This is a genomic window from Adlercreutzia equolifaciens DSM 19450 (genome assembly GCF_000478885.1).
Taxonomy (GTDB): domain Bacteria; phylum Actinomycetota; class Coriobacteriia; order Coriobacteriales; family Eggerthellaceae; genus Adlercreutzia; species Adlercreutzia equolifaciens.
The window spans coordinates 2,157,588-2,174,211 of the sequence record NC_022567.1; the positions used below are offsets into that span (position 1 = coordinate 2,157,588).

General features: G+C 64.0%; 16 protein-coding genes. 7 read left to right on the forward strand and 9 right to left on the reverse strand.

Annotated elements, in window-relative coordinates:
• Positions 1 to 28: 28 nt before the first annotated feature.
• Both AEQU_RS11930 and AEQU_RS08595 read left to right on the forward strand, forming a co-directional pair.
• Entirely contained in the window at positions 29 to 670 is a 642-nt protein-coding gene (locus AEQU_RS11930; RefSeq protein WP_022740536.1) for a MarR family winged helix-turn-helix transcriptional regulator, read from the forward strand.
• Between the two features lie 135 nt (positions 671 to 805).
• The gene (locus tag AEQU_RS08595; protein WP_022740537.1) at positions 806 to 1,306 is read left to right on the forward strand and encodes a hypothetical protein; all 501 of its coding nucleotides are present in this window, start codon (positions 806 to 808) and stop codon (positions 1,304 to 1,306) included.
• 9 nt (positions 1,307 to 1,315) lie between these two features.
• Here the strand turns inward: AEQU_RS08595 and AEQU_RS08600 are convergent, their stop codons facing one another.
• The 3 genes from AEQU_RS08600 to AEQU_RS08610 are packed head-to-tail and all read right to left on the reverse strand — an operon-like array spanning position 1,316 to position 5,800.
• Positions 1,316 to 3,100, reverse strand: a complete 1,785-nt coding sequence (locus AEQU_RS08600; RefSeq protein ID WP_022740538.1) for an ABC transporter ATP-binding protein — start codon at positions 3,098 to 3,100, stop codon at positions 1,316 to 1,318.
• Positions 3,101 to 3,102: 2 nt separating this feature from the next.
• The gene (locus tag AEQU_RS08605; protein WP_022740539.1) at positions 3,103 to 5,388 is read right to left on the reverse strand and encodes a HelD family protein; all 2,286 of its coding nucleotides are present in this window, start codon (positions 5,386 to 5,388) and stop codon (positions 3,103 to 3,105) included.
• Complete coding sequence (locus AEQU_RS08610) at positions 5,381 to 5,800, reverse strand: peptide deformylase (protein ID WP_022740540.1); 420 nt, start codon at positions 5,798 to 5,800, stop codon at positions 5,381 to 5,383. The genes AEQU_RS08605 and AEQU_RS08610 overlap by 8 nt, the downstream gene beginning before the upstream one ends.
• A gap of 241 nt (positions 5,801 to 6,041) precedes the next feature.
• On the opposite strand from AEQU_RS08610, the gene AEQU_RS08615 reads away from it, so the two are divergent.
• Positions 6,042 to 7,034: a hypothetical protein gene (locus tag AEQU_RS08615; RefSeq protein ID WP_022740541.1), complete on the forward strand. Its 993-nt coding sequence runs from the start codon at positions 6,042 to 6,044 to the stop codon at positions 7,032 to 7,034.
• A 5-nt stretch (positions 7,035 to 7,039) separates the two neighbouring features.
• Here the strand turns inward: AEQU_RS08615 and AEQU_RS08620 are convergent, their stop codons facing one another.
• Positions 7,040 to 7,849: an MBL fold metallo-hydrolase gene (locus tag AEQU_RS08620; RefSeq protein ID WP_022740542.1), complete on the reverse strand. Its 810-nt coding sequence runs from the start codon at positions 7,847 to 7,849 to the stop codon at positions 7,040 to 7,042.
• A 434-nt stretch (positions 7,850 to 8,283) separates the two neighbouring features.
• Between AEQU_RS08620 and AEQU_RS08625 the strand changes: the two genes are divergently transcribed.
• Positions 8,284 to 9,546 carry a RidA family protein gene (locus AEQU_RS08625; RefSeq protein ID WP_022740543.1) on the forward strand — a complete coding sequence of 421 codons (1,263 nt, stop codon included), beginning with the start codon at positions 8,284 to 8,286 and terminating at the stop codon, positions 9,544 to 9,546.
• A gap of 61 nt (positions 9,547 to 9,607) precedes the next feature.
• Here the strand turns inward: AEQU_RS08625 and AEQU_RS11935 are convergent, their stop codons facing one another.
• Both AEQU_RS11935 and AEQU_RS08635 read right to left on the reverse strand, forming a co-directional pair.
• On the reverse strand, positions 9,608 to 11,923 hold the full coding sequence (locus AEQU_RS11935) for an ATP-binding response regulator (protein ID WP_022740544.1): 2,316 nt from the start codon (positions 11,921 to 11,923) through the stop codon (positions 9,608 to 9,610).
• 218 nt (positions 11,924 to 12,141) lie between these two features.
• Entirely contained in the window at positions 12,142 to 12,597 is a 456-nt protein-coding gene (locus AEQU_RS08635) for a hypothetical protein (RefSeq protein WP_022740545.1), read from the reverse strand.
• Between the two features lie 403 nt (positions 12,598 to 13,000).
• On the opposite strand from AEQU_RS08635, the gene AEQU_RS08640 reads away from it, so the two are divergent.
• Positions 13,001 to 13,471: an MGMT family protein gene (locus AEQU_RS08640; RefSeq protein ID WP_022740546.1), complete on the forward strand. Its 471-nt coding sequence runs from the start codon at positions 13,001 to 13,003 to the stop codon at positions 13,469 to 13,471.
• Positions 13,472 to 13,678: 207 nt separating this feature from the next.
• On the forward strand, positions 13,679 to 13,996 hold the full coding sequence (locus AEQU_RS08645) for a hypothetical protein (protein ID WP_022740547.1): 318 nt from the start codon (positions 13,679 to 13,681) through the stop codon (positions 13,994 to 13,996).
• 67 nt (positions 13,997 to 14,063) lie between these two features.
• Here AEQU_RS08645 and AEQU_RS08650 read toward each other — a convergent pair whose 3' ends face one another.
• Together AEQU_RS08650 and hypB are read right to left on the reverse strand one after the other, a co-directional pair.
• Positions 14,064 to 14,297: a hypothetical protein gene (locus tag AEQU_RS08650; protein WP_022740548.1), complete on the reverse strand. Its 234-nt coding sequence runs from the start codon at positions 14,295 to 14,297 to the stop codon at positions 14,064 to 14,066.
• Between the two features lie 10 nt (positions 14,298 to 14,307).
• Positions 14,308 to 14,988, reverse strand: a complete 681-nt coding sequence (gene hypB / locus AEQU_RS08655; protein WP_041714656.1) for a hydrogenase nickel incorporation protein HypB — start codon at positions 14,986 to 14,988, stop codon at positions 14,308 to 14,310.
• A 468-nt stretch (positions 14,989 to 15,456) separates the two neighbouring features.
• Between hypB and AEQU_RS08660 the strand changes: the two genes are divergently transcribed.
• Positions 15,457 to 16,005: a phosphatase PAP2 family protein gene (locus tag AEQU_RS08660; RefSeq protein ID WP_022740550.1), complete on the forward strand. Its 549-nt coding sequence runs from the start codon at positions 15,457 to 15,459 to the stop codon at positions 16,003 to 16,005.
• A 52-nt stretch (positions 16,006 to 16,057) separates the two neighbouring features.
• On the opposite strand, the gene AEQU_RS08665 is transcribed toward AEQU_RS08660, so the two are convergent.
• Complete coding sequence (locus AEQU_RS08665; protein ID WP_022740551.1) at positions 16,058 to 16,513, reverse strand: hypothetical protein; 456 nt, start codon at positions 16,511 to 16,513, stop codon at positions 16,058 to 16,060.
• Positions 16,514 to 16,624 lie beyond the last annotated feature (111 nt).

The window sequence follows — 16,624 nt, forward strand, 5'->3', positions numbered from 1 at the left end:
AGACGAGGATATCGGGAAGGGGGCGGCCATGGATCACTTCGAATGCTGCGATATGGCGCAGGCGCGGGACCGCGCGAGGGCCGCCGACCTCGATGCGGCCACGGGCGAGGCGCTCGATCAGGCCGTCACCATGGAGTTCATCCTGCTGTACCACCGGCTGGCCCAGCGCTACCTGCGGCAGTTCCTCGGCCACGGCCCCTCACCCCTGCACAACCCCCTGCGCGGCCAGGGCCAGGTGATCGCCGCGCTCAAGAAGCGCGACGGCATCTCCACCAAGGAGCTGGCGGCGATGCTGGACATTCGCACGGCATCGCTAAACGAGCTGCTGGTAAAGCTGGAGGCCAAGGGGCTCATCGAGCGCAGCCGGTCGGCGAGCGACGGGCGCGTCATCGTCGTTCGGCTCACCGAGGCGGGGCGCGCCGTGGAGCAGGCACCCATCGACGAGCTGTCACTGTTCTACGAGGAGCTTTCCGACGATGATAAACGCCAGCTGGTGCGGGCGCTCGACTCCATCAGCAGCGCGGTGAAGCGGGCCGAGGAGTCCGACGGGCAGACGGAGGGCGACCCCTGCGCAAAGGGCCCCGAGGAACTCAAGCGCCTGCGCCAGAACATCCTGCGCAAGCTCATCGAGGCCCAAAGGGCCGATGTCGCCGGCGGCCGTGGGGAGTAGCGGGAAATCTGGCGAGCCGAGGGGCTTCGGGGCCCAACGACCACGGGAGACTTCGGGAGGGGTTTAACGCGCCCGGAACACTCGGGAAGTTATGCTAGACTGCGGACATTGTTCCCCGAAGCAAGGAGTGCTCCCATGATCCACTGCGCCGCCCCTTCCTCCGAAGTCGTCCCGGCAGAGAAGAAAGCGCCGACAACCGCGCGTCTTCGCCCTCGCCGCCACGACCGCTGGCTGCGCGTCGCCCTCGCCGGGTGCCTGGGGCTGGGGGTCTTGGGACTTGCCGGCTGCGCGTCGGGCCATCCGGTCACGAAGTCCGGCGAGCAGTGCTCCTCCTGTCACAGCGACGGCCGCGCCGCCGTAGAGGGGACGGGCTCGGCCAGCGCCACGGAAACGGGCCTCACCTTCGCTGTGGAAAGCGGCGCCGACGAGGTCTACCTCTGCACCGCCGCCGTCGCCGAGGACGGCACCGTCATCCCCTCCCGCGACCGCACGCTTTCCGCCGACGAGCTGGGCTCCGTTACGGTGAGCCGCCCGGGCCTCTACGCCCTGTGCACCGGGGACATCGCCTCCCCTTCCGTCACGGTTCTCGTGAGCGCCACCGAGTCCGGCCCCGCCGACGCCGTCGTGAAGCTGTAGGTTCTGCGCCTACTCCCCCGCGAAGGCGCCGGTTTGGCGGTTCCAGAGTTTGGCGTAGTCGCCGCCCTTGGCCACCAGTTCGGCATGGGGGCCGTCTTCCACGATCCGGCCCTGGGACAGCACGACGATGCGGTCGAGGCTCGCCACGGTGGACAGGCGATGGGCCACCACGATGGCAGTACGGCCTTCCATAAGGCGGCCAAGCGCCTCCTGCACTGCCGCCTCGCTTTCCGAATCCAGGGCGCTTGTGGCCTCGTCCAACACGAGAATGGGGCAGTCGGCCAGCATGGCGCGAGCAATGGCGATTCTCTGGCGCTGGCCGCCCGACAGCTTCACACCGCGCTCGCCGGTCACGGTGTCGAAGCCCTGGGGCAGCGCCTCGATGAACTCGAGCGCATTGGCCGCCCGGGCCGCCTCGCGAATCTCCTCCATGGTGGCGTCGGGCCGCCCGTAGGCGATGTTCTCGGCGATGGAGCGATGAAACAGCAGCGCCTCCTGGGGCACGTAAGCGATCTGACGGCGAAGGCTCTGCTGGGTCACGTCGGCCACGTTCTGGCCGTCCACCAAAATCTCGCCCTCCTGGATGTCGGCCAAGCGCAGAAGCAGCTTCGTGAGCGTGGTCTTCCCCGCGCCCGACATGCCCACGAGACCCACGCGCTGCCCGGCGGGAATGCGCAGGTTGAAGTCGTCGAACACCTGGGTCCTCACGTCGCCGTCGGTGTACCAGAAGTTGATGTCCTTGAAATCGATGTCGCCGAGCTCCACATCAAGGGGCTGGGCGCCGGGATTATCGGCCACGAGCCGCGGCTCGTCGAGCACCGCTGTCATGCCGCTCGCATCGCCCAGGGCCTGGTTGATGCGCTGCAGCCCCGTGTTGATGAAGTTGAACTGGTTGGTCACCGTGTTCGTGTAGGTGAACATGAGGATGACCGTGCCCGGCGTGATGCCGAACCAGGCGTTGCCGCCGGAGATGAACACCGTCACCACGGACATGATGACCACGGTGATGGCCGCCGTGGTGATGCCGCGGGCGAGAGAGGCCCGCATGCGCTTGGAATCGCGCGCCACCACTTCCCGATTCGCCGTGTCGAACAGGCTGCGCTCGTAGTCCTCGCGCCCGTAGGTCTTCACGGCCAGGATGTTGGCCACCGCGTCCGACAGCTCGCCCGACAGCTGGTTCTGGGCGCTGGCGGCCTTCTCGTTCAGATGCAGGATGCGCTTGTACATGAGGTAGCTCACGGTCGCGTACACCGCGAGCATGATCAGAAGCACCGTCGCGTAGGCCGGCACCGCCGGGAAGAGGATGAGGCAGGTGAAGGTGATGGAGCAGAGAATCGGCAGGAACGGGAAGTTCATAGTGCTGATCAGCTGGGTGTAGCCGGCCATGAACTTCGAGGTCTGGCTGACGAGCGTGCCGCCGAAGCGGTTGGAATGGAACGCCAGCGACTGGTTGCACAGACAATCGAAGGCCGTGGTGGCCAAGTCGTAGTTCACGGCGATCTGGAGCTTCCACAGCGTGTAGTCCTGCAGCTTGGAGCAGGTCTGCCCCGCCAAGTTGATGCCGATGAGCGCCGCGATGTAAGGACCGAACACGTCGAATACGGCCTCGGGCGCCACCGGGTCGGCGCTGATGCGGTCGACGATGAGGCTCATCACGTAGGGGTTGCCGTAGGTGAGAAAACCGCAGAACCCGATCGTCGAGGCGACGAGCGCCACGAACAGCCCCAGGTGATTGCGAGTCGCCAGCCAATAGTAGTGCAAACTGCGCATCGTAAGCGATTGCTTCTTCGGCATAGCTATCCTAAAAGTTCCGTCAGGTCGCCGTTGGACAGGATGGTGAGGTGGCGGGTGGCGCGGCTGATGGTGGTGTAGAGGCGCCGGCGGGCGATGTCGCTGTTCGGGAAGGCGCGGATCGAGGCGTCGGGGATGATGACGCGGTCGAACTCGAGCCCCTTGGCGAGCTTCAGCGGCACCACCACGATACCCTCCTCCGGCAGGCTGTCGCCCTCGCCGAGCACCGTGACGCCCTGCCCCGCATCGGATTCGCTTGCGGCCGAGGGGCGACCAAGGTCGCCCCCTACGGGGGATTGACCGCCCTCTGCGATTGCCCCGCCTGGCGCGGGGAGCTCGCTCAGCGCTTTGGCGAGGCGTTTGGCGTCGTTCTTCCAGGGGACGATCACCGCGGTGAGGCCGCCGGCTTCGCGGGCGACGCGCAGGGCGCGGCCCAGGGCCGCCTTCCACTCGTCGGCGCTCTCGCACGCCACGATTTCCGGAGCCGGCGCCTCGCGCTGCACCGAGGCCACTTCCATGGCCTCGCCCGCGGGCAGAAGCTGGGCGAACAGGTCGGTGATGGCCGGCGTGGAGCGGTAGCTCGTCATGAGGCGGCACTGCGACACGGCGCCGCGCATCTCTTCGAAGACGGCGCGCATCTCGTCCCATGTGGCCGTGCCCTCGAAAATGGCCTGGTTCGGGTCGCCCAGAAGCAGGAAGTGCGCCCGGCGGAAGTAGCGGGCGAGCACCGCCAGCTGGCCCTGGGAGTAGTCCTGAGCCTCGTCGATCATGACGTATTTCGCCTCGGGGTTGCCCAGGCCGGTCAGCGCCATCTTCAGGTAGACCCACTCCACCGAGGTGAGCCCCTCGCGGCCGAGCAGGCGCACAGCCACCCGGTCGATGTCCAGCCAGTCTGTGGCCTCCATGGCCCGCAGCGCGTCGGCGTGCTTCTCTTCCAAGTACGTGAGGGCGAGTGCGCGGGCCTCCTCGTCGCTTTGGGGATCGAAGACCTCGCCGAACAGCCGCAGCTGCTCGTCCACGGGAAGCGACGCGATCTCGTCGTGGGTGTCCTCCTGGGCCGCCAGCGATTTCAGCCGGCCGGTAAGGCGGCTTGTCAGCTCCTCGTTCATGAGCGTCACGCGGTGCGGACCGGCCGGCAGGTTCGCGAACTTCGCCGACACCTTCTCCACCGCGTCCCCGCCGAGCAAGCGCACGCCGGCGCTTACGATGTCGCGGAAGTCGCTGCGGGCGAACTCGAAGGATGCCACGGCCGCATCGATGGCGTGCAGACGCTCAAGCGGCACGTCATTTTCGCCCGCGCCGCGACCGGCGGGCAAAAGCGGCATCAGGAACTCCTCCCAGGTGAGGATTTCCGGGTTGCGCTCGCCGAGATCGGGCAGCACGCGGTCGATGTAGCGGCCGAACACCGGGTTCGGCGAGATGAGGAATACCTGGGTGGGATCCAGCGCGCCGCGATGCTGGTAGAACAGATACGCGATGCGCTGCATGAGCACCGAAGTCTTGCCCGACCCGGCGATGCCCGCCACCTGCAGCACCGGCACGTCCTCGTGGCGCACCACGGCGTTCTGCTCGCGCTGGATGGTGGCTGTGATGGCCTGCATGTGGGCCGAGCGCCCGCGGGAAAGCGAGGCGAGCAGCAGCTTGTCCTCGATGGCCACGTCCGAGTCGAAGTAGGTGATGAGGCGGTCTCCCTCGATTTCGAACTGGCGGCGCAGCTTGAGATCCACATGGATGGTGCGCCCGTCGGCCACATAGGAGGTAGGGCCCATGGTCTGGTTGTAGTACACCTCGGCCACGGGGCTGCGCCAATCCACGACCAGGCGCCGGTAGTTCTCGTCCGAAATGCCCGCCGAACCGATATAAAGCTCCTTGGCCGGAGCGCCCTCCTTGAACTGCAGGGCGATCTTCGCGAAGTAGGGCTCGCGAAGCAGCACCTCCACCGCGCGCAGACGCTCGGCCTGCACGGAGTTGGCCATATCGTGGGCCTCGATGATGTTGTTCATGGCCACGATATCGGCGTGGGTCTCCAAGATATCGTCCCAGGTGGCGAAGTTCACGGCCAGCTCCTCGGCCATGTTCTTCTTGTCCTCGGCGGCCTGGGCCGCCACAGCTTCCATGGCGGCCAGCGCATCGCGACCGATCTTCTCCAGCTTGCCGTAGGTCTCACTCAGGTGCGCCTGCTCGGCGGCGAAGACGGGATCGTCGGAAGCTGCCTCACTCGCGGCCGAGGGGCGACCAAGGTCGCCCCCTACGGAAGGGGCGTCGGCGCTCTGTTGCTCTTCCCTAGACAAGGACGCCCTCGCAGTGGTCGATCATGTGCTGTACGGCCTGGGCGGCGTTGCCCTCGAGCTTCTTCTTGCGCTCGATGAGCTTGCCATCGGCCAGCACCTCGTAGCTCACGCGCACCCAATCGTAGCGCGTGACGGCCGTCGGCTCCTCGCGCGAGAGGCAGGCCTCGACAGCCGTGTAGGGCTTCAGCTTCTGCGCGATGCGCGGGTTGTACATGACCTGCGGCCGACCGGCATCGTTCAGATAGGCGATGATGCGGCGCGTCTCGCCGATCTGGTTGGCGGCCAGGCACATGGCCTCATCGCTGGCGAGCAGCGTCTCCACCAAATCGTCGGCGATGGCGGCGTCCTCGGCCGTGGCGGCCTCGCAGGGCTTCGACAGGATTTCCTCGTCGGTGACAATCTCTCTGATCACAGGGGCTCCTTTGTGTTTGCGGAAGCGCGAACCCAAGTGTTCGAGCCGCCGCGCTCGTGAAAAATGCGACTAAAGAGTATACACCACTGACGGCACTTCAGGGCAACCATCGGCCCAGCGAAGCGAACTGAAACAAACTCATGACGTAGCGCCCACGAGCCAGCGCCCGAAGCGCGAGCACGGGTATGCTGAAGTCGAGCCATCGTCGCTCGCCGAACCGCCAACGCTTAAGGAGGTCGCCATGGCCGCGAAAAGCCATCGGGCGCTGAAAATCACCGGCATCGTCATCGGCGTCATCGTCGGCATCGCGCTTATCGCGATGGTCGCCCTCAACATTTACATGCGCGTCGCCTTCGCCCCCTTCTTCGACCGCGCGGAATCCCCCTTCGACATCCCCGGCATCAACACCGGCTTCGTCCCCCAGGACCTCGACCACGTGGAAGCCGACGATTCGTGGCTGTTCAGCGGGTACATGGCCGACCATTCCCCCTCGCCCATCTACCGCCGCGCTGCCGACGGCACCATCACGAAGTTCTACGTCGCCCTGCCCGACGGCTCCCCTTACGACGGCCACGGCTCGGCCATCACCACCAATGAGCAGTACGCCTATCTGGCCTGCGAGGAGGGCTATCTCGTCCTCCCCATGGACGACCTGCTGTTCGCCGAGGACGGCGCCTCCGTGCAGGCCACCGAGAAGGTGGATGTCGACTTCTCCCCCGCCTTCATGAACATCGAGCAGGGCCAGCTTCTGCTCGGGAACTTCTACTACCCGAACGACTACGAGACGCCGGAGAACCACCACATCACCACGCCGGACGGCACCGAGAACCCCGCCGTCATGTACGCTTTCGCCGCCGATCCTGCAGAGCCGGGCCGTTTCCTCACCGTGCCCGACAACGTGTTCTCCATTCCCGGCATGGTCCAGGGCACCTGTATCACCGACGACGGACGCATCGTGCTGTCGGTCTCCTATGGCATCGCGCCCTCGCACCTGCTCGCCTACAACGTGAACCTCGCCGCGCCCGACGGCACCTTCACCACCGGCTCCGGCGACGAGGTGGAGCTGTTCTGCCTCGATTCCCGCAACCTGACGGAAGATCTGGTCGGACCGCCCATGCAAGAGGGCATCGAATCCCATGACGGGCACGTCTACACTACCGACGAGTCGGCTTCCAACAAGTACATCTTCGGCAAGCTCTGCGGCGCCGGCCGCGTGTACGCCGTGCAGCTGTAGAGCCGCTACCCAATGGTCACGAGGCGATTTTGGAAGGCGACAGAGACCGTCGTGGGAAGGCCGCGCTCGGCGATGACGGCCTCGAAGGTGTCGCGCGGGAGCCGGTAGGTATTGTTCTCCTGGGAAACGTGCATGGCCGCCACCGCGCGCAAGTTTTCGTGAGCCAAGTTATCCAGGGCCTCGCGCGCCTGGTCGTTGGACAGATGCCCGCGCGCCGATGCGATGCGCTGCTTGATGACGTAGGGATAGGGGCCCATCTGAAGCATGCGCGCATCGTGGTTGCTCTCCAGAGCCAGCAGGTGCACGCCGGAAAGCGCCTCCCAGGCCGCATCGGTCACGACACCGGTGTCGGTCATGTAGCCGAGGGAGTCGCAACCGCTTCCGCGCTCTTCGAACCGAAACCCGTAGGAATCGGCCGCATCGTGGGAAGTGCGGAAGGGACGCACGGCCAGGCCGGCCAAATCGAGCCGATCGCCTCCGTCGAAGGGCTCGAACTCAGCCCCCACGCTGGCTACCGCATCCCGCAAAGGCAACGAAGCCGCGAACACCGCCTCACTGGCGCACACCGCAGGATGCGCCCCCGCCTTCGCCAGCCCGCGCAGAACCACGCCCAGCCCCTTCGTATGGTCGCCATGGTCGTGGGTGATCACGACGGCCCGCAGCTTCTCCAAATTGAACCCGGCCTCCTCGGCCCGGGCGAAGAAGTCCCGCTTGCAGATGCCGCAATCGACAAGTACCCCCTCGCCCGTCACCGCGTTCTCCACAATGGCAGCGTTCCCGCCGCTGCCGCTGGCCAGTATGTGCAGTCGAAGCATTAAGAATTTCTTTCATTTGAATTGCCATTGAAATGAAGAATAATTCTAAACATCCCCTTTATCCAGTTCAAGGACTCAGCCCAAAACGCCTTTTGCCCCAAACGCCCCGTCTTTAAAACCTAGCCTCAAATCAACGGTTTTACCTTAAACTTCGCCGATTTGCGGCTACCACCTCAACGCGAGTCGAAATTAAGGTGCCATCGACGCGACTTCATCGCCAAAAACCCACAAATGGCGTATTTTTGTTCATGTGCTCAAATTTTATAGACATGACCTGAGCATTTGAAGAAGTTTTATTTGTCAAGATCATTCCATTTTCCCATCGACGCCATAGCAATAAGCTTTCCTCATTGACAACGACTCTTTTCGTCATGTTTAATGCACTTGCACAATTTGTGCGTCGCTGCTGATTCTTACCTTTGAAAGGGGTACCAATGAGCGATCCGAACGTGGTAGTGGCCCGCAACACCGACAAGGCGCCCGTGAGCGACCTGTATTCCCAGACGGTGGCGTTCTCCCACTACAACAACCTCTCTGCCCAGCTGCCCATCGACCCGGCGACGGGTGCCATCGTGACGGGCGGCGCCGCCGAGCAGGCCGAGCAGTGCTTCAAGAACCTGCAGGCTATCGTGGAGAGCATCGGCCACGACATGAACGACATCATCCGCGTGTCCATCTTTTTGGCCGACATCATGGATCTGAACGCGGTGGAGAAGGTGCAGGCCTCCTTCTTCCCCACCTACCAGCCCGCCCGCACCGTGGCGGCCGTCGACGCCCTGCCCCAGGACGCGCTCGTGTTCATCGAGGCCCTCGTCGATAACGGCGAGGGCACCCAGTCGGTGCCGCAGGCCGGCGACCTGGTGAAGCTCACCAACAACACCCACACCGCCCCCTACGACGCCGGCTCCACCCAGACCGTGGCGTTCTCCCACTACAACAACATCACCATGCAGCTGCCGCTCGATCCCGGCACGGGCCGTCCCATCCTGGGCGACGTGGCCGCGCAGACCGCGCAGTGCCTCACGAACGTGAAGGCCATCCTCACCTCCGTGGACGTGCCCTTCGACGACATCGTGAAGGTGACCATTTTCGTGAAGAACCTTGCCGATGCGAGCGTGGTGGACGACGTGTACAAGACGTTCTTCCCCGATTCCGGCATCGCGCGCGCCGTGAACTACCTGCCGGCCCGTACCGTGGTGCCGGTGAAGGATCTGCCCTACCACTGCGACGTGGCCGTCGAGGCCGTGGTCTCCCATGGCGACGGCACCCCGCCCCAGGCCATCGAGGATCGTCACGGCCTCATCATCGAGGCGTGCAACACCGACGCCGCTCCGAAGTGCCCGCTTGCCACCCAGTCCGTGGCCTTCTCGCACTACAACAACATCTCCGCCCAGCTGCCGCTCGATCTGTCCGGCAAGCTCATCGACGGCACCGTCGCCGAGCAGACCGCCCAGTGCCTCGCCTATGTGAAGGCCATCGTCGAATCGGTCGACCACGTGGTGGAAGACATCGTGAAGGTGAACGTGTATTTGGCCGACATCGCCGACCTCGCCGCCATGAACGAGGCCTACGCCGCCTTCTTCGGCGACCACAAGCCGGCCCGCAAGGTCGTGGGATGCGGTGAGCTGCCCTTCGGCGCCCGCGTCATGATCGACGCCATCGCCGGCAACTGGGAGGGCACCCCGCCGGTGGCCTAAGAGCGCACCTCTTCGAACCGTCGATGCAAGAACGCGCGGGCCGCTCGTGGCCCGCGCGTTTCTATTTCTCTGGAATGTACTCGGCCAGAAGCGCTACCAGCTCGTGGATGTTCAGCGGCTTGGTAGTCAGCGCCGTCATGCCGGCGTCGCGGGCGCGGCGCTGGCCCTCCTCGAAGGCGTCGGCCGTCTCGGCGATGATGGGCAGCGTGGCGGCGTCTGGCCGATCCAGGGCGCGAATCTCACGCGTGGCCTCGTCGCCGTCCATGCGGGGCATGCGCATGTCCATGAGCACGGCGTCGTAGTAGAACGGCTCCACGGAGGCCACCTTGCGCACGGCCGCATCGCCGTCGCGCGCCTCTTCGGGCTTAAAGCCGTAGTCCTTCAGAATCTCCACCAGAATCTCGCGGGACAGATCGTCGTCGTCCACCACGAGCACCTTGCAGCCGGTAAAATCGCGCTGGCACCGCTCGGCCGCCACCGCCTTCTCGCGGGCCTCGGCCAGCTCGTCGGCGTCGGCCGCGCGCAGCGGCAGCGTGATGGCGAACGTCGAGCCGCGGCCCACGACGCTTTCCACCGCTATCTCGCCGCCCATAAGGTCGACGAGGCTCTTGGTGATGGTCATGCCCAGCCCCGTGCCCTCGGTCTTGTTGGCGTACCCGAGGCCATCGCGCTCGAAGGGCAGAAAGATGCGATCGAGGAACTCCGGCGTCATGCCGCAGCCGGTGTCGCTCACGGTCAAGCGATAAGCGCCGAAGCCGCGGGGCGCGTCGGAAAGCTCAGTGAGCGCCACGGTGACAAGCCCCCCGGAGGGCGTGAACTTCACCGCGTTACCCACGGTGTTCACGAGGATCTGGTTCAGGCGCAAGGGATCGGTGACCACTTGGGGATGGGCCACGTTGTCCACATCGATCGTCAGATCGACGCCGCTGGCCGCCGCCTTCTCGCCGAACATGCCCTGCACCTCGATCACGGCATCCGGCAGGCTGACGATGTCCTCGTTGAAGGACATCTTGCCGCTCTCGATGCGGCTCACATCCAAAATGTCGTTCACCAGGCTCAGCAAGTGATCGCTGGACAGCATGATCTTGCGCAGGCAGTCGCGCACACGATCGGTGTCGTTCAGGTGGTCCAGCGCGATGGACGCGAAGCCCGAGATGGAGTTCATAGGCGTACGGAAGTCGTGGGACATGTTGGTGAGGAAGGTCGACTTCGCCTGGCTCGCATGCTCGGCCAAATCGAGCGCGTTCTGCAACGCCACCTTCTGGCGCAACTGCTCGCGCATTTCGCCGGTGACGTTGCGGGCCGCTAAAATGACCTTCGAATCGCGCTGGGGCAGGCGGATGATGCGCAGTTCCACGTACTGCTCTTCATCGCCGAACAGGCGCCGATAGCCCACGGAGAAATCGGTCTCCCCCGCCTCGAGACGGCGCCACAGGGCCTCAGCGCCAATTTCCGCCCGCACCCGGGAGCGGTCTTCGGCCACCACGAAGGTGTCGATGTATCGCTCCATGGCAGCGGGATAATCGCCCTCTTCCGCACTGGCCAAGGCGAATTCCGCCGTCGTATCCTCGCCACGCCGGTACACCTCGAGTTCCTGAGTTTCCAAATCGACCAGGTACAGCGCGAAGTTCTCCGCTCCCAGGCTGTCGATGATGTCGATGTACTGCTCGCTGCGCTCCTCCGCCAGCTTCGTGCGTGTGAAATCCTCCAGAAAGCCGAAGGCGAATCGCTCGGAGCGGTCGGTGTGATCGAGGCTCATGCGCAGCCACCGGCCGTTGGGAAGGCGTCCCTCCTGGTAGAAGGCCTCGCGTCGCTCGAGGAAGGCCTTCATCTTCTGACGCACCTCTTCGCTTAAGGTGCTGCCGAAGGTGAGGTTGATGAACTCGGTCAGGCTGATATAGTTGCTGTCCACGCCGCTTTGCTCGCGGGCCTGCTCCGTCAGAAGCATCTGACGGTAGCGCATATCGTAGAAGAACAGACCGGCGGCCGCCTTCTCCATGGAGCGCTGGGCGGGCAGAATCCAGTCCGTCACGTCGTGGATGGTGAATCCGCACAGCCCCTCGGAAATGGGGAACACCTCGGCGCGGAAGAACTGCTGGAGCATCTCGGAGGGCGCCTCGAACTCCGAGGCGCGGCCCTCGTAGGCCGCCTCGTAGAAGTGGTCGAGCCAGATGGGATCGCCGCCCCACAGGGCGTAGGCCTCCTCGCCGAGCAGATCCTCCGCCACATGGCCGGTCAGAGCGGCCGCCGCGGCGTTGATATAGCGATAGGCGAAATCATAGGGACGCCCCCGATCGTCAAGCAGCACTTCGGCGACACCGAAAGGCAGCGTGCTGCAGCCAAATGTCGTCTCCCAGGCTCTCAACAGTTCATCCACGGCAAAACTCCCCTTGACAGGTTTGTTGAAAAAATCCCATACGTTGCACTATTACAGTGTACCACTTTCTGAGCCAAAAGGTCATTTTATACTAAACCTTACCCGTATAAGGATGGTTTCGCAAAATGCCTGTTCTTTGGTCGCTTGCACAAAAAGACCCGCCGTCACAAGGCGGCGGGCTGCACAAAATGTTATTGACAATCGTTTCAGCAGGTCGCCTAGGCTTCCGGCTCGGCCGCCTGGTTCTCATCGCGCTGAACTTCGCTGGCCACAGGCGGAATCTCGCCGCGCTTGAAGCGCATGACATCGCCGTCCTGCTGCATCACGAGCTCCTCGCCCTCGAGCGTCGCCTCTGCCGAGCTGCCGTCGAAGGTGAGCTCGACCGTGGTGGCGTCCTTAGCCGTCCACGAGCCATCCATGTTCGTGCCGAGCACGCTGAGCACGGCGCTGCCGCCCTCGTTCAGCTGCAGGTAGACGGAAAGCCCCATCTCCTGGGCCTGGGCCATGGTCTCCTCGGTTGCCTCCTGACCATCGACCGTGCCGCTCGATAAAATCCAATCCCCCTGGAAGTTCGCGGCGTCATTGCCCGCCGGCGCGCTGGCGCACCCTGCCAGCGCCACGCACAGCGCGAAGGCGCATGCCGCCACTCCGATGATCTTCGTCCTCAGCTTCATTCCCGCTCCTTTGATCGCATTCTTCGACGCCTGTCGCGTCCCATGCACTTCGACGCCCATCGCGTCCCTTGCAGCCAGCGCGGTCATCTTATACGTAAGCGTCGTCCTCAGCAATACTCATCTCCCATACGTTGGGCAACTGAGAAGAAGGGCTTTCCCGCCGCGCGCGGCACCGTGTAGCAGCCACCCTGCAGGCTTTTGGGCTCTTCGTGTGGAAAAAAGTGCGATTGTGCGAGTAATTCCATGCACTATCGTTCTATTGTGCAGACTTTTTAACGATCGAGCGAGTTTTAGACAACTTGGGACTCGCACAATCGCACTTTTCTCTGCAGAAGCGCCCAATTTTTCGCTTCCATCTGCTATGGTGGCCCCAATCAGCGAAGAGCGCACCGAAGGAGATCTCATGGGAGACTATGCCAACCGGGTGTTCGCCGTCGTGCGGCGCATACCGCGCGGAAAGGTGGCCACCTACGGCCAGGTGGCGCGGCTCATCGGCGCCCCGCGCACGGCGCGCTACGTCGGCTACGCCCTGCACGCCAACCCCGAGCCTGGCACCGATCCGGGCTGCATCCCCTGCCATCGGGTCGTTTTCAAGGACGGACGCATGGCCACCGGTTTCGCCTTCGGAGGCCCCGACGAGCAGCGGGGGATGCTCGCCGCGGAGGGTGTGGCCTTCGACGAAGAGGGCCGCGTGATCATGGAAGAGTTCCAGTGGGACGGCCGTCCGGAAAGCACCGCGTCCGGCGAGGGCGACGTGCCCACCGGCCCGCCCCCGGACTTCGACTGGGAAGCCGAGCTGGCCGAGCACCCACTGCACCACTGCGAGACCTGCGCCGCGCCGCGCCCCGACTGCCAGAAGAAACGCCGCACCTAGGCCCCCTTCGTTCCGAGGCAGGCGCCGGTGCGCACGTTCGCCATTTGGCAACGGGTCTCCCCTGACTCGATGACCGTTTCCTGCCAAAAGGAGACGCCGCGTCCGGCGCGGATTACCATGGGTTTTCGGAACCGTCGACCCCTTCGCCTTCCCGAAAGAGCCGACGACATCCCGTCATAGGACCTAACGCACCAAGGAGGCACCATCATGGAAGATAAAGAGCTGCTCGAGAAAATCATCGCGAAGCAGAACCTCATCATTCCGGCCATGGAAAAGACCGGCGAGACGAAGGACATTCCCGAAAAGCTGCGCCACGCCATGGCCGCGGCCGAGGAATGGGCTGACGTCATCGAGAAGAAAGAGGGCCGCGACAAGGAAGCGCGCCGCTGGCCGGTAAAGCAGCTCGCCGAAGAGGCTCACGAGCATATCGCCCTGTTCGACCACGAGACGCGCCAGCAAATCCAGGAGTACTGCGAGCTGGTAGCCCGTCTCCCCTACGATGACGACGCCCCGCTCGGAGTGTAACCGCGCAGCTTTGGCTATTGTCGAGGAGGCCACTCGATATCGAGCGGCCTCCTTGTATTCTGCACCTTTACGGATCCAGCCAATCCTCTTCCTCTTCCCAATCAATAAGAGCGAAGTCGTCGATGTCCTGCCGCGTGTGAGAGACGTTCAGACCCGCATAAAGCCGCTCGATCCTTTCGTCAAGGGCCGCTTGGGAAATAGCCCCCTTGCAATACTCCTCTTCTATCTCCGACTCACGAAGCTTCTGAGCGTATCGCTCATGTTGTCTCAACTTTTCGCTTTCAATGAGATCGATCACCATGAAAGCTACCCTAGGCCTGCACCTTTTCGGCGCGCTGGGACTGCATCCAGTCGGCGAGCTCGCCGATGCCCTCGCCGGTGCGAGCGCTCGTGACGAAGATCTCCAGGTTGGGGTTCAACATGCGCGCCTGCGCCTTCAGGCGATCCATGTCGAAGTCCTCGTTCAAGGGCAGGTAATCGCATTTCGTGACGATGAGCGCGTCCACGGCGGCGAACATGGGCGGGTACTTCATGACCTTGTCCCAGCCCTCAGGAACCGAGAGCAGCATGACGCGGGTGTGGGCACCGGTGTCGAAGTCGGCCGGGCATACGAGGTTGCCGATGTTCTCGAGGAACAGGTAGTCGAAGCGGTCACCATCGAAGGCCTCGAAGGCCATGGTCACCATGCCCATCTCCACGTGGCATACCCCGCGGGTGTTCAGCTCCACGGAGGCGACGCCGGCCTCCTTGATCTTCTGCGCGTCCACGTCGGACTCGAGGTCGGCCTCGATGACGCCAAGGGCCTCGACGCCGCGGGCGCGCAGCTCGCGGATGAGCGCGAGCAGAAGCGTCGTCTTGCCGGCGCCCGGGCTCGCCATGACGTCCACGAAGAACGTGCCCTCCTGGGCGCGCTCGGCGCGGAAGGCGTCGGCCGCCTCGTCGTTGGCCGCCAGGATGTTCTTCTTCACTTCGATGACGCGCGTCTGATCCATGATGCCTCCTTCGTCGGCGCCGAGCCCTGCCACCCGGCACCTTCCAAATACTGCTTAGCTCCATAGTAACGGGCGCGGCGGCATTTGGGCAATGCAGAAAGGGAATCGGCTATGCGGATTGCCGAATGCGCACGGTCGCGTTCGCAAATGCGCAAGTCCGCGTGCGAATTGCTTTGGAAATCGCGGGTAGCGTAGTCTCCGAAGCGCGGCGGCGCCTAGCAACTTTTCGCGACCTGGGAAAATACCGCACCCGTCGCGCGGCGACCGCATAAGAGCCCATCGAAAACTATGCTACCCGTGATTTCTAAAGCAATTCAGCGATTCGAAATGCGCGGCGCGACGTTTTTGAGAGTGCGACGGGTTGCCCGTTGGCGCTGGTTCCTGTAGCCTTGTGGCCGAAAGGAGCGCGGGGCGAGCCTTTTCCCGAGACCTTCCCAAAACCTTCCCGAAACGCTTGCCTCCCCTACCGTGAACGAACTTGCCATCCTCGATGCCATCCAGCTTATCCACACACCGTGGCTCGACACGATTGTCGCCGCATACACGAGCACAAGCGACGCGGGTCAAATCTGGATCCTGCTCGGCATCGTGCTCGCTATCATTCCGAAGACGCGCAAGCTGGGCGCGGCCGTCCTCATCGCCGTGCTTCTGGGCGCCATTGTCACCAGTGGCATTCTAAAACCCCTGATCATGCGCCCGCGACCGTGCGACGTGAACCCGCTCGTGCCCATGATCGTCGATCGGCCCCACGGCTCGTCGTTCCCCTCGGGACATGCCACCGCCGCTTTCGCCGCGTTCGGGGCGCTGCTTTTCTCGAAGGGGCCCAAGCCCCTCGTCATCGTCGTCGGCATCGGCGCGGTGCTCATGGCGCTCACGCGACTGTACTGCTACGTGCACTATCCCACCGACGTGCTGGCGGGTACCATCGTCGGCCTGCTCGCGGGATTCGCCGCCGCCAAAATCGTCGAAGCGGCAAGCCGCAAACTTCAGGAACGGCGATCGCAATCGCATATTTAGGCGCTAGCGCCCGAATCGAGCACGCAAGCCGCCACCCTGAGGCCGAAGGCTCCTATCCTTCGCGCACCTTCCCCGTCACCGGACAGGTGATGTACCCGTCGCGGCGGAGGTAGTGCACGAGAAAGCCCACGCCGGCAAGCGCGAGCGCGATGCCGAGGCCGGTGTAGAAGAAGGCGATGAACCAGCCCGGCACCAGATGGAATGAGCGCAGGGCGATACCGCCGCCCATCATGACGGCCATGATGAGGTAGCCCCGCACATCGAAGAACTTCAGCACGTGCATCTTCTCCTCGCCGTAGCCGCGGATGCGGGCGGCGTGCTTGCCCACCAGCTTGGAGAACATCATATGGAAGACGACGAAGGTGGCGGGGATGCCGATGAGCAGAAGCCACAGGTTGCCGTTGCCGGCCGCGATGGCCTCGATGCCCATGCGGGCGACCTGGCTTCCGGCGATGAGCCACACGGCGGCCGCGATGAGCAGCAGGTATTTCGAGCGAACTTTGAACATGGCGAGCTTTCCTTTGATTGAATGCCGCCGCGGCGCGTTCGCCCCTTTTGGGGAGGGTGCCGCGCGGTCACTAGTTTTTCCTGGGCACCATAGCACCCTCGCCCGCCCACT